We start from the raw sequence: 22,789 nt of genomic DNA, 5'->3' as shown, positions 1-22,789 counted from the left end.
AAGCGTTGATTGCGCTCGCCCCAATCTACTGTGCATGGGGTTGTTTTCGCGTTTTTGTTCTGACCGTGAGAGCGTCGGACGAATCCGTGCCGCTCTCACATTCGCGTGCGGAAAAATTCCGTCTGCATCGCTCCGCGCGGTTGAAAGATTATTCATGCGCGCCGCCACGCGCGCAGTGCGCGCATCGCTATTTTTCCCGATGTCTCGACAGCTCCGCCGACCCACACCATCATTCCCGCGTCGCAATGAACGACGGCCAGTGCGGCCTGGAGTGATGAATGCAGCGTCGTGACTTCCTCAAGCTTTCCGTTGGAACGGCCGCCGCCGCCGCGTTCGCATCGCCCGCAATCGCGCAAGGCGCGGTGAAGGAGATTCGTATCGGCTATCAGAAGAACGGCGTGCTGGTCATCACGCGCCAGCAGGCCGCGCTGGAAAAACATTTCTCGGCGCAGGGCATCGAGGTGAAGTGGGTCGAGTTCTCCTCGGGGCCGCCGATGATGGAAGCGATGAATGTCGGCAGCGTCGATTACGGCGCGGTCGGCGATTCCCCGCCGGTGTTCGCCCAGGCCGCAGGCGCCGCGATCGTCTATGCCGCGGGACAGCCGATCACCAACGGCCAGGGCATCCTGGTGCCCAGGGATTCGCCGATCCGCGCCATCGCCGAGTTGAAGGGCAAGCGCATCGGCTTCACCAAGGGCTCGAGCGCCCACAACATCGTGGTGCAGACGCTGGAGAAGGCGGGGCTCACCTATGCCGACATCACGCCGGTCTACCTGACGCCGCCCGACGCCGGCCCCGCTTTCGCCAATGGCAGCATCGAGGTCTGGGCGATCTGGGATCCGTATTTCGCGATCGGCGAGACCAAGCAGAACGGCCGCATCCTGATCAATGCACGGGAGGTCACCAAGACCAACTCCTTCTACATCGCCAACCGCGATTTCGCGAGGAACCACGGCGCGGTCCTGCAGCAGATCGTCGACATCACCACCGCGACCGCGAAATGGGCCGAGCAGCACCGCGACGAGGTCGCCAGATCGCTCGCTGCCGTCACCGGCATTCCGCTTGATATCCAGACCATCGCGGCCAACCGCTCGTCCTTCGTGGTCGGCCCCGTCACCGACGACATCGTCGCGACCCAGCAGGGCGTCGCCGACCGCTTCCACAAGCTCGGCCTGATCCCGAAGCCGATCGTGATCCGCGACATCGTCTGGCGCAACCCGGCCGCCTGACCGTGCCGACCAACCTTCCCACGCACAAGGGTTTGAACATGAGGCGTATCATCCAGCGTCTGATCGCGGCCGTCATGCTGTCGATCGGCATCGTCGCCGCCGCGGTCGGCACCTCCTACGGCCAGGACAAGGTGGTCCGCATCGGCTACCAGAAATATGGCAAGCTGGTGCTGCTCAAGAGCAAGGGCACGCTGGAGCCGAAGCTCGCCGCCGACGGCTACAAGGTGGTGTGGACCGAATTTCCCTCCGGCCCGCCGCTGCTCGAAGCGCTCAATGTCGGCGCGATCGATTTCGGCAACACCGGTGAAGCCCCGCCGATTTTCGCGCAGGCCGCCGGCGCGCCGATCCAGTATGTCGCCTATGAGCCGCCCGCGCCGAAAGGCGAGGCGATCCTGGTGCCGAAGGACAGCCCGCTGAAATCGGTCACTGAGCTCAAGGGCAGGAAGGTCGCGCTCAACAAGGGCTCCAACGTCCACTATCTCCTGGTCAAGGCGCTGGAGAAGGCGGGCGTCAAATATTCCGAGATCGAGCCGATCTTCCTGGCGCCGGCCGATGCCCGCGCCGCCTTCGAGCGCGGCGCGGTCGATGCCTGGGTGATCTGGGATCCGTTCCAGGCTGCCGCGGAAACCGCCACCGGCGCGCGCACGCTGGCCGACGGCACCGGCATCGTCGCCAACTACCAGTTCTACTTCTCCTCGAAGAAATTCCTCGACGCCAATCCGAAGGTCGTCGACGCCGTGCTCGCCGAGCTCAGCGCGGTCGACGACTGGGCCAAGGGCGACATCCACGCGGTCGCCGAGCAGCTTGCGCCGGCGATCGGGCTTTCGGTCCCGGTGGTCGAGGTGGCCTTGAAGCGGCAGGCCTACGGCATCAAGCCGATCACCGATGCCGTCATCGCCGACCAGCAGCAGGTTGCGGACGCGTTCTTCGCGCTGGGCCTGATCCCCAAATCCATCAAGATTTCCGACGTCGCGCGGAAGTCAGGATCATGAGCAAAATCATGAGCAAGCCAAGCAACGCCAACATCCTCTGGTTCCTGCCGACCCATGGCGATGGCCGCTATCTCGGCACCGGCATCGGTGGCCGCGAGGTCAACTTCAACTATCTGCGTCAGATCGCGCAGGCCGCCGATCAGCTCGGCTATTACGGCGTGCTCTTGCCGACCGGGCGTTCCTGCGAGGATTCCTGGATCGTCGCTTCGAGTGTTGCGCCATTCACCGAGCGGCTGCGCTATCTCGTCGCCGTTCGCCCCGGCCTGCAATCGCCGAGCGTTGCCGCGCGCATGACCGCGACGCTGGACCGCATCACAGGCGGCCGGCTGCTCGTCAACGTCGTCACCGGCGGCGATCCCGTCGAGAACAAGGGCGACGGCATCTTCCTCGCTCATGATGAGCGCTACGAGGTCACCCGCGAGTTCCTGGGCGTCTATAGCGACCTGCTCGCCGGCAAGGCGGTGAACGTCGAGGGCAAGCACATCCGCATCGAGGACGGCAAGCTGCTGTTTCCGCCGGTGCAGTCGCCGCGTCCGCCGCTCTATTTCGGCGGCTCGTCGGATGCCGGTATCGATGTCGCGGTGGACACCGTCGACAAATATCTCACCTGGGGCGAGCCGCCGGCGCTGGTCGCCGAGAAGATCGCCAAGGTGAGGGACATCGCGAGCGCACGCGGCCGCGAGCTCTCCTTCGGCATCCGACTTCATGTGATCGTCCGCGAAACCAACGAGGAAGCCTGGCGCGCTGCAAATGATCTGATCAAGCATGTCAGCGACGACACAATCGCACGGGCGCAGAAGAACTTTGCCCGCATGGACTCCGTCGGCCAGCAGCGCATGGCGCAGCTGCACGGCGGCAGGCGCGACAAGCTCGAGATCGCCCCGAACCTGTGGGCCGGTGTCGGCCTGGTGCGCGGCGGCGCCGGCACGGCGCTGGTCGGCGACGCCCAGACGGTGGCGGCGCGCATCAAGGAATATCAGGATCTCGGCATCGATACCTTCATCATGTCGGGCTACCCGCATCTCGAGGAAGCCTATCGCTTCGCCGAGCTGGTGTTCCCGCTGCTCTCGCTGGAGCAGCCGAGCAACGTGACCAAGCTGCACTTCAATGGTGGTCCCTTCGGCGAAACGGTCGGCAGCGACTACCGTCCGCAGCACAGGGTGTCCCAGTCATGAGTCTGATCGACAGCGTTTCACTTCCGCGCGGCGTCCGCCTGCCGCGCGTCGACGGTCTCATCCAGTGGATCGTGCCGCTCGCCATCATCGCGATCTGGCAGGTCGCCAGCGTCACCGGCTTGGTGCCGACGCGCGTGCTGCCGGCACCGAGCGACGTCGTGCTCGCCGGCTGGAAGCTGCTGCTTTCCGGCGAGCTCGGCCGCAACATCTGGGTGTCGTTCTGGCGTGCTTCGATCGGCTTTCTGATCGGCGGCGGCATCGGCTTCGCTTTCGGGCTCGCCAACGGCCTGTCGCAGCTCTCGGCCAAGCTCACCGACACCACGCTGCAGATGGTGCGCAACGTGCCGCATCTGGCGCTGATCCCGCTGGTCATCCTCTGGTTCGGCATCGACGAGAGCGCCAAGCTGTTCCTGGTGGCGCTGGGCGTGTTCTTCCCGATCTACCTCAACACGCTGCACGGCATCCGCACCGTCGATCCGCAGCTGATCGAGATGGGCCGCATCTACGGCATGACCGACGGCGAATTGTTCCGCCGCGTGGTCTTCCCGGGCGCGCTGCCCTCGATCTTCGTCGGCATCCGCTTCGCGCTCGGCATCATGTGGCTGACGCTCATCGTCGCCGAGACCATCGCGGCCTCGTCGGGCCTCGGCTACATGGCGATGCAGGCCCGCGAGTTCATGCTGATCGACGTCGTCGTGCTCTCGATCCTGATCTACGCCCTGCTCGGCAAGCTCGCCGACAGCGCCTCCCGCGTGCTGGAGCGTCTGACGCTCTCCTGGCACCCCGCCTTCCAGAAACGTTGAGCAAGAATACTGGGAATCACATGCAGACAGCGCTTCGTACCTCTCTTCCCGAGACCGAGCTCGCCAGCCGCGCCAGTTTCGCGCCGCACGCCCGCGTGCTGCGCGAGGACCGGCCGGTGCAGGCCAGCGGCCTGCCGCTCAGCATCCGGGGCCTGCGCAAATCCTTCGGCGACAACGAGGTGCTGCGCGGCATCGACCTGTACATCCCTGCCGGCCAGTTCGTCGCCATCGTAGGCAAGAGCGGTTGCGGCAAGAGCACGCTGCTGCGTCTCATCGCCGGCCTCGAAAAGATCGATGCCGGCAGCATCAGCTTTGGCGACGAGGTGCAGGCGGAAGACATTCGCGTGATGTTCCAGGAGCCGCGGCTGTTACCCTGGGCACGCGTGCTCGCCAATGTCGAGGTCGGCCTTGGTCGTGATCGTGCCTCCGCCGATGCGCATGCGCGGGCCGAGAAAGCCCTAGGCGAGGTCGGGCTTGCCGACAAGCGCGACCAGTGGCCCTCGGTGCTGTCGGGCGGCCAGAAGCAGCGCGTCGCGCTCGCTCGCGCGCTGGTGTCGCGCCCGCGCGTGCTCGCCTTCGACGAGCCGCTCGGCGCGCTGGACGCGCTGACCCGGATCTCGATGCAGCGTCTCCTGGAGCGGGTCTGGCGCGACCAGGGCTTTACCGCGATTCTGGTGACCCACGACGTCTCCGAAGCCGTCGCGCTGGCCGACCGGGTGCTGGTGATCGAGGAGGGTCGCATCGCCCATGACGTCACGGTTAACGCCGTGCGGCCGCGCGAACGCGGCTCGGTCGAGCTCGCCGGCCTCGAAGGCTCGATCCTGAGCCATCTTTTGTCGGCGGACGATCGTACCTAGATAAAGAGGAACCCCGCTTCGGGGAGCATGCCATGAATGTAGTGCCCCGCGACCTCATGACCGAAATTCCCGTCTCGCCCGCCGATTTCCGCGGCGCCATGCGCCATCTCACCGGCGGCGTCAGCGTCATCACCGCCGGGCGGGGCAAGGACATCAGCGGCATGACGGTCACATCCGTAACCTCGCTGTCGGTCGAGCCGCCGACGCTGCTGGTCAGCATCAACCGCGATGCCTCCTCTTTCCCGCTGATCAAGCGCCACGGCGCCTTCGGCGTGAGCATCCTCAATGCCGACCAGCTCGATATCGCCGAGCGCTTTGCCGGCAAGGGCGGGCTGAAGGGCGCCGATCGCTTTGCCGGCAGCCACTGGGTGACGGCGGTCTCGGGTGTTCCGCTGCTGGTCGGGGCCTTGTCGGTGTTCGACTGCGAGGTCGAGGAGATCGTCGAGCGCCATTCGCATGGCATCGTCATCGGCCGTGTCAGGGACGTCAGGAACTCGACCCGCAACGCGGCGCTGGCCTATTGGCACGGGCAATATGTGGCGGTCGACCAGGACGAGGACGCGGCAAAGCTCGCCGATGTCAGCGTTCCCTCGCGCGCCCGCCGCGGCGTTTGATCGCCCTCCCCAGGCTGGTCTTTTGCTCCTCATCGCTCTAGAAGCGCCTGAGCCGTTCCGTCGGGACGGCAATGGAGCGGAACGATGAAGCGCGTCGCGACCTTCGCCTTCTACGCCATCGGCGCGCTGGCGATTGCCTATCTCGCGCTCCACGCCTATGCGACGTTCCGCAGTCAGCCGATCATTCCCGGCGACCCCATCCACATCTTCCGCAAGCCCGACGCGCCGAGTTATTCGTGAGGCTCCCTCCTCGTCATCGCCGGGCTTGACCCGGCTTGTTCCCGGGCATGACGACGAGGGTGTGGCTACCCCCGCAAAATCGCCAGCGCCAAGGCCTGCGCGCGCGGCACGATGCTGTCGATCTCGAGATATTCCTCCGGCGTGTGCGCAAGACCGCCGACCGGCCCGAGGCCGCAGATGGTCGGCGTGCCCACGGCAGCGGTGAAGCCGGAATCGGCGCAGCCGCCCGAGAACTCGCCCTGAAGGGTCGTAAGGCCGACCTGCCTTGCCGCCGCCTGATAGCTCTCGAACAGCGCCTTCGACTCCGCGCTCTGCACCACCGGCACGAACTCGCCCTTGATCGTCAGCGTCGCGCTGGTGCCCCGCACGTAAGATGTCGCGACGATCGCCTCGATCGCGCCCATGATCCGCGCGCGATCGGCGGGATCGACATAGCGCAGGTCGATTTGGCCCTCGGCGTAAGGCGCCGTGGTGTTGACCGACTGTCCTCCGGAGACCAGGCCGACATTGAGCGTGATGCCCTTGTCGAGATCGGTCAATGCGTGGATGTGGACGATCTTGTGCGCGAGCTCGCCGATCGCGCTGACGCCGGCGGCAAAGTTGGCGCCGGAATGCGCGGCCTTGCCGGTGATGGCCATGTGCATGAAAATGCCGCCCTTGCGCCCGGTCACGACATTGCCTGTGGGGCGGCCCGGCTCGGAATTGAACACGGCACGCGCCGCGCGTCCCTCGCGCTCGATCACCGGACGGGAGGAGGGCGAGCCGATTTCCTCGTCCGAGGTGATCAGCACCTTGATCGGATGCGGCGCGCCGCCGAATTTGTGGAAGGCGGTCGCCACGAACACGTTCATGACAAGTCCGGACTTCATGTCGGCGACGCCGGGCCCGTAGGCGCGGCCGTCCTTGATCGTGAACGGCCGCCGCCCGGCCTCGCCCTTGCCGAACACGGTGTCGCGATGCCCCATCAACAGCACCGGCTTCTCGTTGCTGCCGGGTTTTGCGACTTCGGCATGAATGGCATCGCCGAACGTGGCATCGCTCTCGCGCCGGCAGGGAATGCCGTGCTCGGCAAAATGCCGCTCGAACCGCGCACCGACCGCATCGACGCCTTCCTTGTCATAGGATCCGGAATCGATGTTCACGACATCGCGCAGCAGGTCGATCATGGCCTGCTTCTGCGACGCCAGCCAGTCCGTGATTTGAGCTTGAGACATTGTCATCCTCGCGTGGTTCTCACGCGAGGTTATAGGACCTTGCGCAGGCGCGACCTAGTCGCCGAATGCGATGCGGCCATGTGTTCGGCGCTTCGAAACGGCAGCCGGCCTAGCGGCTCGGCTGCGCCATCGCCTCCACACCGCGGAGCTGCGTCGCGACGGTCAGCGCGCCGATCTTTCGGCCCATGTCCTTGCCGACTTCAGTCGAGAAGCGGTAGTGAAAGCCGGCCCAGATGCGCGCGTTGGAGACTTCGTCGCTGTAGTCCTGGAGCCGCGACCATTTGCGCGTGACGCCCGGTGCGGTGGGGCTGGTCAGCGAGAACTCGCCAAAATCTCCAACGACAGTTTGCAGCACGGTCGAAATCGCGGCCGAGACGATGCAGTGCGCGCAGGGATATTCCGGATGCATCGGCGTGTCGCCGAGCGGCAGCCAGGACGGATCGCGAGGCGTTGCGGCGTTCGCCGTCAGATCGGCATTGCGGATGGCGGTGATGGGGCGCCAGAAATTGTAAGTGTACTTGGCGTCGAACACGGCGACGATGGCATCATTGCCGGTCATCGACGTCAAGGCGAACAGACGGGCGCAGTCGACGAGATCCATGCCCTTCGCCATCGCAGCCTGCCTCACGATCGGGTTGTAGGTGCGGGCGCCGACAAAGAACCAAAAGCGGCCGATCGTGGTTTGCTCAGGCGTCCGGGTCAGGCTGCCTCGGCCGCCGACCTCGCGGATTTCGTTGACGTCCCTGGTCCAAACCTCTGAATCGAGCGCCGGCGGCGGTCCGGGGCGGAACTGCGATCCCGACGTCATGACCCAGGGCGTCGTCGCGCCAGTGGTCGAGAAGAGCGGGACCGCGGTTGGAACATAGGCGCCCGGCGTGGTCAGCGGTCGGTACGTTTCCACGGCGCTGCTGCCGTCCCTGGCGCGAAGCTCGATGATCCGCAGCGCAGCCTCTTTCCCGAGCGCGATGCCGGCGGTCTTGGAGTCGCTGTCGGCAATCGGTGCCAAAGCATTCGTCAGCGTCGCATCCAGATCGGGCTTGAGGTCTGGGTAGATCGACAGCAGCACGTCGTGGGCTGCAACTGCCGCTGCGGCTTCGCGCGATGTCGAACGGTCGGCGGACAAAGAGAGCTTATAAGGCGCGTAGCGGTGGTCGATCGCGTTGACCGCTTCGAACATCGCGACGTGCATCATGGACAAGGCGCGGCTGTGCGGCGCCGGAAGAATTTGCTTCTCGGCGGCGATCGCGTCGGCCTTGGCGTTCCAGTCCATGATCACGTCAGCGCGCGCAAGCGGCGCCGCGGCTATGATCAGCATTGCAATCAGCGACAGGCGGGAAATCGTCCACGACGAATAGTTCATGGCTTGTCCTTTCGGTTTGAAGGACGTTCGCAAGGTGGATGCGGCACCCGGCGGACATCACGCCGCGCTGCGCCCACACTCTAGCGCTCCCGGCGCATCTGGCTTGTGAACTGCTTCACTTTGCTTGCAGCCGCCGATCGGGTTGGTCCGTCCGGTTCGAGGCCTTCTGATCCGTCACCTGAGGTGCTTCTCAGCGGCCTCGAAGGACGACACCGGCTGCCGCGGTGGCCGTGCATCCGTCGAGGCGCCGCGCCCGATGCGTTGCATCGTGCTTCGCCCTTAGCATCACGGAGCCGGCGCTAGTGCGTGTGGTGAAAACGAAAATGCCCGGGACCAGCCCGGGCATGCGTATCGCTCAACCAGCGTGGGCGCTTTACGCCCCCACCATCGGCATCCGCGGATATTCACCCGGCGTGCCCGCCGGCGGGATCGGGATGCCGCCGTCGGCGTATTCATTCAGCTTGTTTCGCAGGGTGCGAATCGAGATGCCGAGGATGTTGGCAGCGTGGGTGCGGTTGCCGAGGCAGTGCTTCAGCGTCTCCAGGATCAGGTCGCGTTCGACGTCGGCGACGGTGCGTCCCACGAGCGCGCGCGTCACCTGCTCGGCGGCCATGGTGGCGTGCGCCACGGCCGGGGGCGTCTTGGCGAGGTCGAGACGATCGCCGTCCGGGGTGATGATCGCATCGGGGCCGATCTCGTCGCCCTGCGCCATCAGCACCGCGCGATGCATGGTGTTCTCGAGCTCGCGGACGTTGCCCTGCCAGCGGTTGGTGGAGAGCACCCGGCGCGCCTCCGCCGAGATCGGGCGCATCGGCACGCCGTTGGCCTCGGCATATTTCTTCACGAAGTGCTGGGCGAGCTCCATGATGTCGGCGGGACGCTCGCGCAGCGGCGGGATCTTCAGGTTCACGACGTTGAGGCGGAACAGCAGGTCCTCGCGGAACGTGCCCTCGCGCACGGCTTCGGCGAGGTTGCGGTTCGAGGTCGCGATGATGCGGATGTCCACCGGCACCGGTTTGGTGCCCCCGACACGGTCGATCACGCGCTCCTGGATGGCGCGCAAGAGTTTGGATTGCAGGCGGACGTCCATCTCCGAGATTTCGTCCAGCAGCAGGGTGCCCCCGGTCGCCTCCTCGAACTTGCCGATACGGCGGGCGACCGCGCCGGTGAAGGCCCCCTTCTCATGGCCGAACAGCTCGGATTCCAGCAGATGCTCGGGGATCGCAGCGCAGTTGATCGAGATGAACGGGCGCTTGGCGCGCGCCGAGCGGGTGTGGACGTAGCGCGCCAGCACTTCCTTGCCGGTGCCGGATTCGCCGGTAATCATCACCGAGGCATCGGAGCCTGCGATCTGCTGCGCCAGCTTGATCACGCGCGCCATGGCGTCGTCACGATAGACCAACTCGCGGGAATCGTTGGCGACGGCGGCCAGCACCGCGGCGATCAGCTCCGGCTCCGGCGGCAGCGGGATGTATTCCTTGGCGCCGGCATGGATCGCGGCGACCGCGGCGCGGGCATCGTTGGTGATGCCGCAGGCGACGATCGGGGCGTGGATGTGCTCGGCTTCCAGCCGCATCACGAGGTCGCGGATGTCGAGGGCGACGTCGACCAGCAGGAGGTCGGCGCCCTTGCCGCCGCGCAGCACGCGCATCGCCTGCTCGTGATCCTCGGCATGGGTCACGGTGGCGCCGTTCTCCATCGCGATCTTGGTGGCGGTGGTGAGCTGGCCCTTCAATGTGCCAACGATGAGAAGCCGCATGTCAGTCTCCTGTCCGTCTGGTCGCGCTATTGCGCGTTATCACGTGCGCTCGGTCTTGATGATTTCGGTCATGGTCACGCCGAGCTTGTCCTCGACCAGGACGACTTCGCCGCGGGCAACCAGCTTGTTGTTGACGTAGATGTCGATGGCCTCGCCGACGCGGCGGTCGAGCTCGAGCACGGTGCCGGGCCCGAGCTTGAGCAGCTCGCCGACATCCATCTTGGAGCGGCCGAGCACGGCCGAGACCTGCACCGGCACGTCGAACACGGCTTCGAGGTCCGCGGCTGCGCGCGCCGCATATTCGTCCTCGTTGTAGCCGATGTCCGCGCTGGTCGGCGGCAGCGGGCCGTTGAGATCGGGCAGCGGGACCTGTCCGTCGGTGTCGCTCATGGCTTAGCTCCCCCTCCGGGACGCGATATAGCGTCCGACCATTTCGTCGATCTTGGCCGCGATGGCGCCGCGCTCCAGCACGACACCGCCATCGGCCCATTCGATCCGGCAATCGCCGGTGGCAATTTCAGGTTCGGCCAGGATCACCAGCCGGCCCTCGAAGCCGCTCTGCTTGGCGAGCCGCTCGATCTTCTCGCGGGCCGCGTCGTAGAGCGCATCGTTGATGCGGACGACCAGATGCGGCGTCGCGACCAGGTGCGAGAAGCAATCCTTGACCAGCGCCATGATCTCGCCGAGCGGCTCGGCGGCGACGAGGTCGGCGCACAGCTTGCGCGCCACCGCAATCGCGACCTCGACCGCCTCGGTTTCCATCCTGGTTTCGATGTTGCCGAGGCCGGCAGCGACGCCCCGGATGCCGATGTTGATCTCTTCCATGGCCAGGGCGACGCGGCGATCGCTCTCGGCCTTGGCTTCGCGCTGGCCGGCGGCAAAGCCATCCTGATAGGCGCGCGCCTCGGCTTCGGCGACCTTCTGGGCGATCTCGGCCGCGCTCGCGGCCTTCTCGCGCGGCGAGCGCTCGGGCGCCGCGAAGTCGGTATCGAACAGGAATTTTGCCGGGGCGGCCATCAGTACACCAGCTCGTCGTCAGCGCGGTTCTTGGTCAGCATGATCTCGCCCTTGGCGGCGAGGTCCTTGGCGAGATTGACCAGCAGCGCCTGCGCCTCGTCGACGTCGCGCAGGCGAACCGGACCCATCGCCGCCATGTCGTCCTGGAGCATCTTGGCCGCGCGCGAGGACATGTTGCCGAAGAAGAAGTTGCGGACGTCCTCGTTGGCGCTCTTGAGCGCGACGCCGAGCTTGTCCTTGTCGACGTTGCGCATAAGGGTCTGGGCCGAGCCGGAATCGAGCTTCACGAGGTCGTCGAAGGTGAACATCAGTGCCTTGATGCGCTCGGCGGATTCGCGGTTGTCCTCTTCCAGCGAGGTGATGAAGCGGGTTTCGGTCTGGCGGTCGAAATTGTTGAAGATTTCCGCCATCACCTCGTGAGCGTCGCGGCGGCGGGTCTGCGACAGGTTGGACATGAATTCGGTGCGCAGCGTCTTCTCCACGCTCTCGATCACCTCCTTCTGCACGGCTTCCATCTTCAGCATGCGGTTGACGACGTCGAGCGCGAGCTCCTCGGGGAGGATGCCGAGCACGCGGGCGGCGTGCTCCGACTTCAGCTTCGACAGCACCACGGCGATGGTCTGCGGGTATTCGTTCTTGAGGTAGTTGGCGAGCACCTCTTCCTGCACGTTGGAGAGCTTCTCCCACATGTTGCGTCCGGCCGGGCCGCGGATCTCGTCCATGATGCCGTTGACGCGCTCCGGCGGCAGGTACTGCTGCAGCAGGCGCTCGGTCGCATCGAAATTGCCCATCAGCGCGCCCGAGGCCGACATGCGCGAGACGAATTCGAGCAGCATGTCCTCGACGGTGTCGACCTCGACGGTGCCGAGGGTGGACATTTCCAGCGAGAGCTGGCGCACCTCGTCGTCATCGAGCAGGCTCCAGATCTTGCCGCCATATTGCTCGCCGAGCGCCAGCATCAGGATCGCGGCGCGCTTCGGGCCGGACAGCGCCTCGGTCTTGCCGCCGGCACGGTTGCCGGCGCGTTGGCCGAGCGTGGAGATCACGCTGGTGATGTCGTTGGAGTTGGCATTTTGCAGCGAGGCGGCCATGTCAGATCACTTCTTGATTCACTTGGCTAATTACTTGGCTGGCTCAGTGAGCCACTGGCGGATGATGGCGACGGTTTCGTTGGGGTTGCGCTCGGCGAGCTCGCCGACGCGGTGAACGGACTGGGCGTGGACCTGGCCCTGAATGGTGGCGACGTCGATCGCGCTGGCGGCGCCGCCCGGCAGGAGCGGCTGGCCGCCGGCGGCAGGCGCGGCCTCGTCGCTTGCGGCGGGACCTGCGAGGACGCCGGAGATGGCCGCGGCAACCTCATCGGAGGCGAGGATACGCTTCACCAGCGGGCGGATCACCATGAACAGCACGACCAGGCCGAGCAGCATCATCACACCGAGCTCGACGAAGTACATGACGTCGTCCTTGGTGAACTGGAGCATGCCAAGGAAGCCGCCAGGTTCGCCGATCGGGGCGGTGGAGGGCGCATCCGCAAAGCGCAGGTTGACGACCTCGACCTGGTCGCCGCGCTTCTGGTCGAAGCCGATCGCCGAGCGCACCAGCGCGGCGATGCGGTCGAGCTGCTCCTTGGTGCGGTCCTGATAGGCCAGCTCGCCCTTCTCGTTCTTGGAATAAATGCCGTCGACCAGCACCGCGACCGAGATGCGGTTGACCCGGCCCGCTTCCGTCACCTCGGTCTTGGTGGTGCGGGAGATCTCGTAATTGTTGGTCTCTTCCGTCTTCTTGCTCTGGTCCTTGGCCGCAACGCCGTTGTTCTGCTGGTTGCCGGGCAGCTCGTTGTTGACGGTGACCTGGCCGTTGTTGTCGGCGGTCATGCTCTGCTCTTCGCGAGTCTGGCTGGAGCGCAGCACGCGGCCCTCGGGGTCGAACTTGTCCGAGGTCTGGGTGACCTTGTTGAAATCGAAATCGGCCGAGAGCTGGACGCGGGCGCGGCCCGAGCCGACCACGGAGGAGACGATGTCCTCGACCTGCTTGCGCATCCGCTTCTCGAAGGCGATGCGGCGCTCATCGCCGACCGCCTGCTCGGGGTCGGTCGCGGCGCCGTCGGCGAGCAGCTGGCCGGCCTCGTCGACGATCGAGACCCGCTGCGGCTTCAGCCCGTTGACGGCGGAAGCGACGAGATGGCGGATGGCGCGGATCTGCTGCGCCTCCAGCGAGCCGCGGACGCGGACCACGATCGAGGCCGACGGCTCCGGCGCCTCGCGCGCAAACAGCGGGCGCTCGGGCAGCACGAGGTGGACGCGGGCGGCCTGGATGCGGTCGATGGCGCGGATGGTGCGGGCGAGCTCGCCTTCGAGGGCGCGCAGGTGGTTGATGTTTTGGACGAAGGAGGTGGTGCCGAGCGCGTCCGACTTGTCGAACACCTCGTAACCGACGCCGCCGCCCTTGGGCAGGCCGCCCTCGGCGAGCTTCATGCGCAGCCGCGTGACCTTGTCCTTGGGCACCATGATGATGCTGCCCTCATTGCGCAGCTCGAACTGGATGCCCTGGCGTTCCAGGTCCTTGATGATGCTGGAGGAATCTTCGACGCTGAGGTCGGTGAACAGGGTCGTCATCTGCGGCGTGGTGACGCGCATGATGACGAAGGCGAAGAAGCCGATGAGCGCGGCGGTGACCGCGATCATCGCCCCGAACCGGGCGGCACCGATACTTTTTAAGAAATCCGCAAGACCTTGCAAGCAACCGCCCCGACAGCTTCGACCCGCATTCCAAGAGCGGCCGACTGGGCAATTATTGCCTAGGTGATGGTTTCGATATGGTTAACGAAGATTAAGAGGTGGGACAAAAGTCGCGCCAAAAGGAAACATGAAAAAAATCGGCCTCGCAGGGCGAGGCCGATTTTGTTCAAAAGCCGCAGTTTTCCGGATCGCTTACTGGCGATATTGCTGGATGCGGGTGGTGCGAAGACCCGCCAGACCGTGCTGGTCGATGGAAAACTGCCAGGAGAGGAATTCGTCGACCGTCAGGGTATAACGGCTGCAGGCCTCCTCGAGCGAGAGAAGTCCGCCACGCACAGCGGCGACGACTTCGGCCTTGCGGCGGATGACCCAGCGTTTGGTGCCGGGCGCGGGCAGGTCTGCGATCGTCAGCGGACTGCCGTCCGGCCCGATGACGTATTTTACCCTCGGGCGATGGGGTTCTGTCATGGCGTACTCACAAACTCTCAACCACTGAACTCACGCGGTAACCCTACGCCGGGCGGCTTAAAAATCCGCTAAGCCTAAGGCTTCAATACAATTCTCGTTGAATCTTGCGGGAGCCGGGGGGCCGAAAACGCGGTTTCGCCGGGCCGGGCAGGGCAGAAGGTAAATACTTTACTAACAAACAGAGGCCTGAGCGCAGTGCCGCAAGGCTCTCTACCGTCATCACGTGGCGCGCTCCGCGCGAGCCCGGCACCTATAACCCCAGGGAGTAGTTTGGCGAAGACTTGGGGGTTACGACCGCATGCGAAAACGACTTCCTCGGGTCATGAAATTCCGCCTCTGTGCGCAATTGCGCACCAGGCGTGGGGATGACAGCTCGTGTTCGGCGACCGTAGTGGGCGTCAATTGCTGCTGGTCGCGATGATGCTCTTCACCTGGCTCAGCGTGTAGCTGGCGCCGTCGATCGTCAGCAGGGGCGGCGACTGGGTCAGGTCGACGGAGGACACCACGCCCTGGACCTGCGCAGCGATGCCGACATTGTTGTTCGCGACGTCCTTGCCGGTGGCCGAGATCGTGTACTTGCCGTCGGGCCATTGCGTGCCGTCATTGCCCTGGCCGTTCCAGGTGAAGGGAATGTCGGTGCCGGCGGCCGCCGTGTATTTGCCGGTGAACACGGTCTGGCCGCTGGCATTGGCGATGGTGATGTTGACGGTGGAGTCGGTCGGCACGTTGAGGTGCCAGGTCGCTGACGATTTCGTCATGGTCGCGGTCGAGCCGTCGACCAGGGCCGTCTTGCCGACGAAGCCCAGCGCCTGGGTCGCCTGCGTGGTCTGCTGCAACGTGACGAGCTGGGACAGCGAATCGTTGGTCTTGAGCTGCTGCTCGACGCCGGCGAACTGCACCAGTTGCTGAGTGAACTGGTTAGTGTCGAGCGGATCGAGCGGGTTTTGGTTCTGGAGCTGCGTCGTCAGCAGCGTCAAGAAGGTCTGGAAGTTGCCGGCGAGCGTCGAGCCCGTGCTCGAGCTCAGCGACGAGTTCGATGAGGATTTCGGGATATCCGTCGTCCCGGAGACGGGCGTAGGCGCGGTGGTGGCATTCGTGGTGGTCATTGTCGAATACTCCTCACACTCTGATGTCGACGCCGCTGCTCGATCCGAGCATGCGGCCGTAGCTGCGCCCGACCGGCGCGGCGGCAACGCTTTCGTCCTCGCTGATGATCAGCCGGCGGGCGTCGCCGCCATTGTCGTTGTTCTTGCCGGAATTCTGGCCCGATGAATTCTGGTCGCGCAGGCTGAAGGAGAGGCCGTTGCTGCCGGTCTTGAAGCCGGCATCGTCCAGCGCGCGCTGCAATTGCGGCGCGTCCTGCTTCAGCATCGCCAGCGTCTCCGGCTTCTCGACCGTGAGATGCGAGGTGACCTGGCCGTTGCGGTCGACATTGATGCGGACGTCGATGCGGCCGAGCTCGACCGGATCGAGGCTGATGTCGAACCGCGTCTTACCGGCGCGTGCGGCGGCGGCGATCTCGATCGGGACGGCGTTGAGCGCCACGGCGGTATTGGTGGCCGCGGTCGCGGTGAGCGTCGCGGTCGAGGCGGTCGCGGCCGACGTCGTATTGGACACCGGCGCTTGGATGGCGGAGGCGGCCTGCGCGCTGGTGTCGGTCTGCGTCGTGACGGCTTGCGCGCCTGCATGGGCGTGCGTGGTCGTGGCGGCTGGCGTCGCCTCGGTGGCGCCGGCCTTCGCATCGGCCTTGGCGTCGAGAGGGCCAGAATCGGCTTGCGGCTTGGTGCCTTGCGCATGCGCGGCGTTGGCGGTCGTTGCCGCCGCCGGCGCTTGCGTGCTTGCGCTGGCCTTACCGGAGTCCTGGCCGATATTGGAGACGTCGGTCTGGCCTTGCGCGGTAGCGGCGGCCTTGAACGAGGTTTTGGGCGTGCCGAGGTCGGCGACGGCGATCAGCCCGCCGCTGGTCTTGGCGTCGGCCGCGTTGGCATCGGTGGTGGCGGCTGCCGTATCCCCGAGCGTTGCCAAGGTGTCGGCATCGACCCTGGCGCCGGCCGTCTTGGCGCTCTTGTCACCGGGTGTCGCGGTATCGGTCTTGGTGCCCCCGATCTGCGCCGCGGTGGAGGCGCTGGCGGCTAGGCCGGCGGCCGCGATCGTCAGTGGCGAGGCGGTGGCATCGCTGGTCCGGCTCGCGGCTGCGTTGGGGTCGACCGGCACGACGGGTGCGGCAACCATGACGTTCGGATCGGGCACGGCCGCCTGCGTTGCGTCGCTTTGTGCGGCCGCCGCGGCATCGACGGCGGCGGCAAGCCCGTCGGTGGAGTCGGCCTTGTCAGCCTTGGTCTCGTCGGATTTGTCGGCCGGCTTGGCGTCGGAGGTCTCGGACTTGTCCTTGGTCTTGCCGGCCTTGTCCTGACCCTTGTCCGGATCGGTCGTTGTGTCCGTGCTGGCGCTCGTGGACGGATCGGTGTCGTCGCTCGCTTTGCTCCGCGAGGAGGGGTCGGGCGATGACGCCTCGCGCGTACTGCGGTCGGAAGCGGACGAGGATGACGTCGCGGAATCGGTCCGGCGCGGCGCGGTGTCCTGCGTGCCTGCGTTGTTGCTGATCGCCTGGGTGTTGCTGTCGACCAGCGAGCCGAAGTAGTCGGAGGTATCTTTGCTGCCCTGCGACTTGGCAGGCTTTTGCTGCGCGCTCGGAACTTGCACGCTGGCGGCTACATCTGACGTCCGACCGACCACAGGCGACCCCTTGGAAACATCTTCGGCATAGGAGGTAGCAAGGAGTGGGCCAGCGTCCCCAGCATGTATTTTAGATAGCAAAATCAATACGTTGTTGAGTCGTCATCAGCGCCCGCGGCCCCATCCAGCCTCGCCATTTCTGCCGCCCCGGCAAGAATTGCCCTAGGCTGCCGTCCGGCGTGATTGCTTCACCGGAATAGCGCCTATATTAAAGAGGTAGCTCTCAGCCGCTTTCGACCGGGCAAGCCGTGCTCTTCGGGAACCGAAGTTCCCGGGAGCGCCGATGCTCCGGTCAGAAGCAAATTGCGGATCGACGAACGCCGCCGTCACAAGCTTTAAAGTCATGCTCAACAGTCTGGATCTCGAAGGCCGTCCTGAGGATACCAGGGTCGTCGTTGCCATGTCAGGCGGCGTCGATTCCTCGACGACGGCTGCGCTGCTCAAGGCTGAGGGCTATGACGTCGTCGGCATCACGCTCCAGCTTTACGACCATGGTGCGGCGACCCATCGCAAGGGCGCCTGCTGCGCCGGCCAGGACATCCACGATGCCCGCGATGTCGCTGCCAAGCTCGGCATTCCCCATTACGTGCTCGACTACGAGGATCGCTTCCGCGAATCCGTCATCGACAACTTTGCCGACTCTTACGCGCTTGGCGAGACGCCGGTGCCGTGCATTGAGTGCAACCGCTCCGTTAAATTCCGCGACCTGCTGAAGACCGCACGCGAGCTCGGCGCGCAGGCGCTCGCCACCGGCCATTATGTCGCCTCGCGCCGTCAGGGCGACGGCTCGCGCGCGCTGGTCTGCGCCGCAGACGGCGATCGCGACCAGAGCTACTTCCTGTTCGCGACCACGCAGGAACAGCTCGATTTCCTGCGCTTTCCGCTCGGCGACATGACCAAGCCCGAGACGCGCGAGCTCGCGCGCCGCTTTGGCCTTGCTGTCGCCGACAAGCACGACAGCCAGGACATCTGCTTCGTGCCGACGGGCCGCTACACCGATATCATCACGCGCCTGCGCCCGAACGCGATGGACCCCGGCGACATCGTCGATCTCGACGGACGCGTGCTCGGCCGGCACAACGGCATCGCCAATTTCACCGTCGGCCAGCGCCGCGGCCTCGGCATCGCGGCTCACGCGCCGCTGTTCGTGGTGCGGCTCGATGCCCCGGGCCGCCGCGTCGTCGTCGGCCCGCGCGATGCGCTGAAGATGCATCGCATTTCCTTGCGCGACGTCAACTGGATTGGCGGCGGCGACATCGACCGCGCCATCGGCAATGGCCTCGAGATGTTCGTCCGCGTGCGCTCGACCCGCTCGCCGCAGCCGGCCTGGCTGCGCGGCGGAGGCGGTCATTACGAGGTCGAGCTCGTCGCCGGCGAAGAGGGCGTCTCGCCGGGACAAGCCTGCGTGTTCTACCACGCGCCCAGCGGCCAGGCGCGCGTGCTCGGCGGCGGTTTTATCCAGAGCGCGGCCGCGAAGGTGACGGCGAGTTCAGCGAGGCCACTCGCGGAAGCCGTCCGCGGCTAGTAATTTTCCGGGGCAGGGGGCATGGCAGCAGACATCTCGCGGTCCGGGGTCGAGAAGGCCTATGGCCGCTGGGCGCCGGTCTACGATCTCGTGTTCGGCAAGGTTTTTGACGCCGGCCGGCAATCGACCATCGCGGAGGCTGACCGCATCGGCGGCCGCATCCTCGACGTCGGCGTCGGCACCGGTCTGTCGCTGTCGGATTACGCGCGCACCACGAAGATCTGCGGCGTCGACATTTCCGAGCCCATGCTGCGCAAGGCGCAGGCGCGCGTGCGAAGCTTGCGGCTCTCCAACGTCGAAGTGCTCTCGGTGATGGATGCGAAGAATCTCGCCTTCCCCGGAAACTTGTTCGACGCAGTGGTCGCGCAATATGTCATCACCGCTGTGCCCGACCCCGAAGGCACGCTCGACGAGTTCGTGCGCGTGCTCAAGCCCGGCGGCGAATTGATCCTCGTCAACCACATCGGCGCCGAGAAGGGCCTGCGCAAACTCTCCGAGCTCGCCTTCGCGCCGCTCGCCCGTCGCCTCGGCTGGCGCCCGGAATTCCCGTGGGCCCGCCTTGAAGGCTGGGCCGACAGGCACGGCGGCGTCACACTCACCGAGCGCAGGCCGATGCCGCCGATGGGCCATTTCTCGCTGATCCGCTACCGCAAATCGTAATCGCGAACGGCGGCAGTGCACCACCCCCCCTTTCGCTTGCCAAGCGGGAGAGGTGAGCGGAGCGCGTGGCGGCGACCGAAGCTCATCCTGGCATTCGCAAACCCGGATCACATCGCACTCCGGCTGGGAACACCCCGCGAGCCCCGCGCGTTTCCTTCCCATGCGCACGACATCAAACATCATCCTGGCCAGCCTCATGATCGCCGCCTCCGGCAGCGCGATCGCGCAGGCTCCGCCCGCCCCGGCGACGCCGCCGCAACAGACCGCGCCGCCATCCCCGCAACATGCGGCCGGTTGCACACCCCAGGACCGCCCGAACCGCGCTGCGCCCGATGGCACCACCACCGGCCAGTCCCGGGAACCGCTCGGCGACAAACTGGCGAAGTCCGATGGCGTGATCTGCCCGCCCGCGGGCGTCGACCCCGAGATGCACGCCCCGGCGCCCGAAACCGGTGGCAACACCCCGGTTATCCCGCCCCCCGGCAGCCCCGGCGGCGACCCGAATGTAAGGCCGAAATAGGTTCCTTCTCCTTCGCCTCTGCCCGCGCTTGTCCCGGCGAAGGCGGATGCGGGAGAGGCTCAACTGCGCACGGATCGTGATTTCGGGTGAGTGGCTCTCCGCGAGTCTGGTGCACGAAATGGGCGCGTTCGGACCCGAACGGCGTGACTTCGGCTTGAAAAACGGGGTGAATCACCCGTCAATCGCCGCCAGCTTGCTTGACTTCCCGCCGCCCCCTTCCTTATATGCCGCGCGTTCGCGAGATCGGCCTCATTGGCCGCCGCGATCCCTGTGGCGGGGTAGCTCAGCTGGTTAGAGCACGGGAATCATAATCCTGGGGTCGGGGGTTCGAGTCCCTCCCCCGCTACCACCTTTCCCCACACTCCTTTGACTTGGTTGGGATAGGCCTTTTCCCCGAGCAGGGCATTTAGCCGGCCTGCTATCTCCACGGCTACACCACCTGGGCGCGCTGGATCGCGGAACACAGTGACCGTCTCGACTAGGTCTCTGATGGCTTCTGCGGCCTCTCCGTCGCCCGCACTGGCACCTTTTGCTAGTGATTCTTCAAGCCGACCGAGTTGCTCCTCGTATCGTTTGAGGATGGCCGGATGTAGCGCGACTTCCTTCGGGGCGAGCGGTTCGCTCTGCAACTCCTCGGATATCCGCTTTCGTTCCGCATCCAGTGCGGTTGATCTCGGTCCGAGAACAGACGGATCGCCATGTCCTTTTGCGATCGCATCCACCAGCCGGTCGATCTCGCGGTTTAATTGCCCAAGTTGCTGCTCAAGGCGCTGCCGTTTTGCGTTTGATGTAGCTGCGAGGCGCTTCCGCTCCTCTAGATATGTGTGCACGTACTCCGAAAGAACCTTCGGCGCGCGCAATTCGGCCTTTAGCCCGCTGAGGACTGCACTCTCGACGGTGTCTAAATAGAACGTCTTGGCGTCAGGACACGTGCCACTTTCGGTGGCCGCCGAGCAGCGAATCCGAACGCGCCCCGATTTGTCCCGTCCATTCGTTGCCATACCCGAGCCGCATGAACCACAACGGAGTAAGCCAGATAGCATCCGACGGGGCCGACGTTGATGGCTGGGGTGGCCGTGGCTGCGCTCCCCTTTGCGTTGCTGGGCAGCTGTGAACAACTCTGGACTGACAATTGCAAGATGCGGCACTTCAGCAATCTGCCAGTCACTCCTCGGATTCGGTCGTGACAGGCGCTTTCCCGAGTCGGGATCTTTCACCATCCTGACTTTGTTCCAGATAAGGCGCCCCATATAAAGTTCGTTCAGCAGAATGCCGGCGCCCCTCTCATGATTGCCATTGATTGTTGAGGCATTCCAGGCGCGCCCGCGCGGAGGTGATACCCTCTCCTTATTGAGATCATGCGCGATTTCCCGAGGCGTACGACCGTCCACGTATTCCTGAAATATGCGCCGGATCACTTGTGCCTCAGTCTCGACAACCACTCGTTCGCCGCTTCTTCCGGTGACCGCGGCGTACCCGTACGTCAGGCCGCCGCCAGCCAAACCTTGCTTGACCCGCCCCGCTTGGCCGCGACGCACTTTGTGCGCATTGTCCTCACGATAGAGTTGTCCGACCAAACCGCGAAGGCCGACCAGCACGGTGTTAACGACTCCCTCGTGGACCGCCCGGATCTCGATCCCGAGAAATGACAGCCGCTTATGAATGCCAGCGAGATCTTCCATGTCGCGAGACAGGCGATCGAGCGCTTCGACGATTACCACGTCGAAGGATCTCTCTCGCGCCTGGTCCAACATCCGCAGAAGGCCTTCACGGCCCATGACGGACCCGCCTGAACGAGCCCGATCTTCATGGATACTGACAACAGTTAAACCTTCGCGCTCGGCATAGCTTTGACAAAGTGAAAGCTGATCCTCAATCGATCGCTCGTTCTGCAGATCGGTCGAGAATCGAGCATAGATTGTCGCTCTTTTCCTTGTCGTCTCTTCGATTAGCGAGCTCTCTTTCATGATCTTCCCTCGCGGCCACACGAGCAAGTACTCGCGCGAGACGTAAGATCGCCTTGTCTGGATTCCTCTGCAAGAAAAATTTGCGATCAGCTTCCCGCACGATCGAGCCTCTACGCGATCGCGAGGCTCAACGAGGTGCACGCACCTGCGCAGGCGCCAGTCGACAAGTGGTGGTGGGCACTGATCATCTCGAGCATCCTGCTCGGATGATAACTAAGTGCAACGGCCGCTATGAGCTCGTCGTGCAATCGGGTGCTTAAGCGATGAAAAAGAGAGGAGCGAACGGCTTGCTTGTGCCGAATTGATACTGCTCGGAGGGGCATATCGTCTCAATCTAGCGAATACCAGGGTGGAAACTCCGGGCTCCGTCACGGGACTCTGTTCCAGCTATCGATTTCGCCACCAGTTCGCTCTGATTGGACCCGATGGCTCAAATGTCTCTAGCAGGTCTATCCAGGCGAGCGGAAATGGTCTTCCCGGGTCGGGGAACGATCGGCGGACTACTAGGGCCAGGCCTATGAGCCCGGATATTGTGTGAAAACGGGTACCGGAACGAAATTCAGTCTTTGGAGTCGCTTCTTTTTGAAGACCCTCGATATCTCCCGCGTCGCCGCGTGCGCGGCACCCGAAGCTTCTTGTGTTACCTGAGAATCTCGCCGAACTGACGAGCTAAGCGCGTCGGGAACTATATTGTTCGGCGCAGTTACAGCTTACGAACGGCATCTTGGTCTAGGGACCGACCGCACGCGGTAAGCGCGCTTGACACAATCGTCACCGGCGTCGAGAGACAATCTTCAAGTTTGACGAAGTTACCTCGTGGCCCTTCGCCACCAGATAACTTCCTCGATGAAACAGGCGTTCGAACAAGCAAAGCGCACCATAGGTACCGACCTTTGATGGAATCGATGCCCTTCG

At 64.9% G+C, this 22,789-nt stretch carries 21 protein-coding genes and 1 tRNA gene; 11 read left to right on the top strand and 11 right to left on the bottom strand.

The window, feature by feature from the left end; genetic code table 11:
• Window positions 1–278: 278 nt before the first annotated feature.
• The 7 genes from ACVWY3_RS25345 to ACVWY3_RS25315 all read left to right on the top strand — a co-directional run bounded on the left by ACVWY3_RS25345 (window position 279) and on the right by ACVWY3_RS25315 (window position 5,910).
• Window positions 279–1,229 carry a sulfonate ABC transporter substrate-binding protein gene (locus ACVWY3_RS25345; protein WP_456840898.1) on the top strand — a complete coding sequence of 317 codons (951 nt, stop codon included), beginning with the start codon at window positions 279–281 and terminating at the stop codon, window positions 1,227–1,229.
• 38 nt (window positions 1,230–1,267) lie between these two features.
• Window positions 1,268–2,221, top strand: a complete 954-nt coding sequence (locus ACVWY3_RS25340; RefSeq protein WP_456840897.1) for a sulfonate ABC transporter substrate-binding protein — start codon at window positions 1,268–1,270, stop codon at window positions 2,219–2,221.
• Window positions 2,218–3,396, top strand: coding sequence for an FMNH2-dependent alkanesulfonate monooxygenase (gene ssuD / locus ACVWY3_RS25335; protein WP_456840896.1), 1,179 nt, complete (start codon window positions 2,218–2,220; stop codon window positions 3,394–3,396). The genes ACVWY3_RS25340 and ssuD overlap by 4 nt, the downstream gene beginning before the upstream one ends.
• On the top strand, window positions 3,393–4,199 hold the full coding sequence (locus tag ACVWY3_RS25330) for an ABC transporter permease subunit (protein WP_456840895.1): 807 nt from the start codon (window positions 3,393–3,395) through the stop codon (window positions 4,197–4,199). Before ssuD ends, ACVWY3_RS25330 begins: the two co-directional genes overlap by 4 nt.
• A 20-nt stretch (window positions 4,200–4,219) precedes the next feature.
• Window positions 4,220–5,056 (top strand): ATP-binding cassette domain-containing protein, encoded by an 837-nt coding sequence (locus ACVWY3_RS25325; RefSeq protein WP_456840894.1) that lies wholly within the window; start codon window positions 4,220–4,222, stop codon window positions 5,054–5,056.
• A 32-nt stretch (window positions 5,057–5,088) separates the two neighbouring features.
• Window positions 5,089–5,670, top strand: a complete 582-nt coding sequence (locus tag ACVWY3_RS25320; protein WP_456840893.1) for a flavin reductase family protein — start codon at window positions 5,089–5,091, stop codon at window positions 5,668–5,670.
• 84 nt (window positions 5,671–5,754) lie between these two features.
• The gene (locus ACVWY3_RS25315; RefSeq protein ID WP_456840892.1) at window positions 5,755–5,910 is read left to right on the top strand and encodes a hypothetical protein; all 156 of its coding nucleotides are present in this window, start codon (window positions 5,755–5,757) and stop codon (window positions 5,908–5,910) included.
• Between the two features lie 65 nt (window positions 5,911–5,975).
• Here the strand turns inward: ACVWY3_RS25315 and ACVWY3_RS25310 are convergent, their stop codons facing one another.
• From ACVWY3_RS25310 to ACVWY3_RS25265, 10 genes are all read right to left on the bottom strand, one after another.
• Complete coding sequence (locus tag ACVWY3_RS25310) at window positions 5,976–7,124, bottom strand: M20 family metallopeptidase (RefSeq protein WP_456840891.1); 1,149 nt, start codon at window positions 7,122–7,124, stop codon at window positions 5,976–5,978.
• A gap of 109 nt (window positions 7,125–7,233) precedes the next feature.
• Window positions 7,234–8,484: a vanadium-dependent haloperoxidase gene (locus ACVWY3_RS25305; protein ID WP_456840890.1), complete on the bottom strand. Its 1,251-nt coding sequence runs from the start codon at window positions 8,482–8,484 to the stop codon at window positions 7,234–7,236.
• A 373-nt stretch (window positions 8,485–8,857) separates the two neighbouring features.
• Window positions 8,858–10,243 (bottom strand): sigma-54-dependent transcriptional regulator FlbD, encoded by a 1,386-nt coding sequence (gene flbD, locus ACVWY3_RS25300; protein WP_456840889.1) that lies wholly within the window; start codon window positions 10,241–10,243, stop codon window positions 8,858–8,860.
• A 39-nt stretch (window positions 10,244–10,282) separates the two neighbouring features.
• Entirely contained in the window at window positions 10,283–10,633 is a 351-nt protein-coding gene (fliN, locus tag ACVWY3_RS25295; RefSeq protein ID WP_456840888.1) for a flagellar motor switch protein FliN, read from the bottom strand.
• 3 nt (window positions 10,634–10,636) lie between these two features.
• Window positions 10,637–11,260, bottom strand: a complete 624-nt coding sequence (locus tag ACVWY3_RS25290; RefSeq protein ID WP_456840887.1) for a FliH/SctL family protein — start codon at window positions 11,258–11,260, stop codon at window positions 10,637–10,639.
• Complete coding sequence (gene fliG / locus ACVWY3_RS25285) at window positions 11,260–12,351, bottom strand: flagellar motor switch protein FliG (RefSeq protein ID WP_456840886.1); 1,092 nt, start codon at window positions 12,349–12,351, stop codon at window positions 11,260–11,262. The genes ACVWY3_RS25290 and fliG overlap by 1 nt, the downstream gene beginning before the upstream one ends.
• 30 nt (window positions 12,352–12,381) lie before the next feature.
• Window positions 12,382–13,998 carry a flagellar basal-body MS-ring/collar protein FliF gene (gene fliF, locus ACVWY3_RS25280; RefSeq protein WP_456840885.1) on the bottom strand — a complete coding sequence of 539 codons (1,617 nt, stop codon included), beginning with the start codon at window positions 13,996–13,998 and terminating at the stop codon, window positions 12,382–12,384.
• A gap of 192 nt (window positions 13,999–14,190) precedes the next feature.
• Window positions 14,191–14,466 (bottom strand): CtrA inhibitor SciP, encoded by a 276-nt coding sequence (gene sciP, locus ACVWY3_RS25275; protein WP_002714638.1) that lies wholly within the window; start codon window positions 14,464–14,466, stop codon window positions 14,191–14,193.
• A gap of 398 nt (window positions 14,467–14,864) precedes the next feature.
• Entirely contained in the window at window positions 14,865–15,572 is a 708-nt protein-coding gene (locus ACVWY3_RS25270; protein WP_456840884.1) for a flagellar hook assembly protein FlgD, read from the bottom strand.
• A 13-nt stretch (window positions 15,573–15,585) separates the two neighbouring features.
• Window positions 15,586–17,202: a flagellar hook-length control protein FliK gene (locus ACVWY3_RS25265; RefSeq protein WP_456840883.1), complete on the bottom strand. Its 1,617-nt coding sequence runs from the start codon at window positions 17,200–17,202 to the stop codon at window positions 15,586–15,588.
• A gap of 343 nt (window positions 17,203–17,545) precedes the next feature.
• Between ACVWY3_RS25265 and mnmA the strand changes: the two genes are divergently transcribed.
• The 4 genes from mnmA to ACVWY3_RS25245 all read left to right on the top strand — a co-directional run bounded on the left by mnmA (window position 17,546) and on the right by ACVWY3_RS25245 (window position 20,256).
• A complete protein-coding gene (gene mnmA / locus ACVWY3_RS25260) occupies window positions 17,546–18,727 on the top strand; it encodes a tRNA 2-thiouridine(34) synthase MnmA (protein ID WP_456840882.1) in 1,182 nt (393 codons plus the stop codon).
• 21 nt (window positions 18,728–18,748) lie between these two features.
• Entirely contained in the window at window positions 18,749–19,387 is a 639-nt protein-coding gene (locus ACVWY3_RS25255; protein ID WP_456840881.1) for a class I SAM-dependent methyltransferase, read from the top strand.
• Window positions 19,388–19,547: 160 nt separating this feature from the next.
• A complete protein-coding gene (locus tag ACVWY3_RS25250; RefSeq protein WP_456840880.1) occupies window positions 19,548–19,907 on the top strand; it encodes a hypothetical protein in 360 nt (119 codons plus the stop codon).
• A gap of 272 nt (window positions 19,908–20,179) precedes the next feature.
• Window positions 20,180–20,256, top strand: a tRNA-Met gene (locus ACVWY3_RS25245).
• Here the strand turns inward: ACVWY3_RS25245 and ACVWY3_RS25240 are convergent.
• Window positions 20,213–21,874 (bottom strand): recombinase family protein, encoded by a 1,662-nt coding sequence (locus tag ACVWY3_RS25240; RefSeq protein WP_456843457.1) that lies wholly within the window; start codon window positions 21,872–21,874, stop codon window positions 20,213–20,215. The two genes, ACVWY3_RS25245 and ACVWY3_RS25240, sit on opposite strands and share 44 nt — an antisense overlap.
• Window positions 21,875–22,789 lie beyond the last annotated feature (915 nt).

The organism is Bradyrhizobium sp. USDA 4486 (assembly GCF_054057995.1).
Note: the sequence above shows the minus strand (reverse complement) of the source record. Positions and strands in the feature narration are given on the sequence as shown.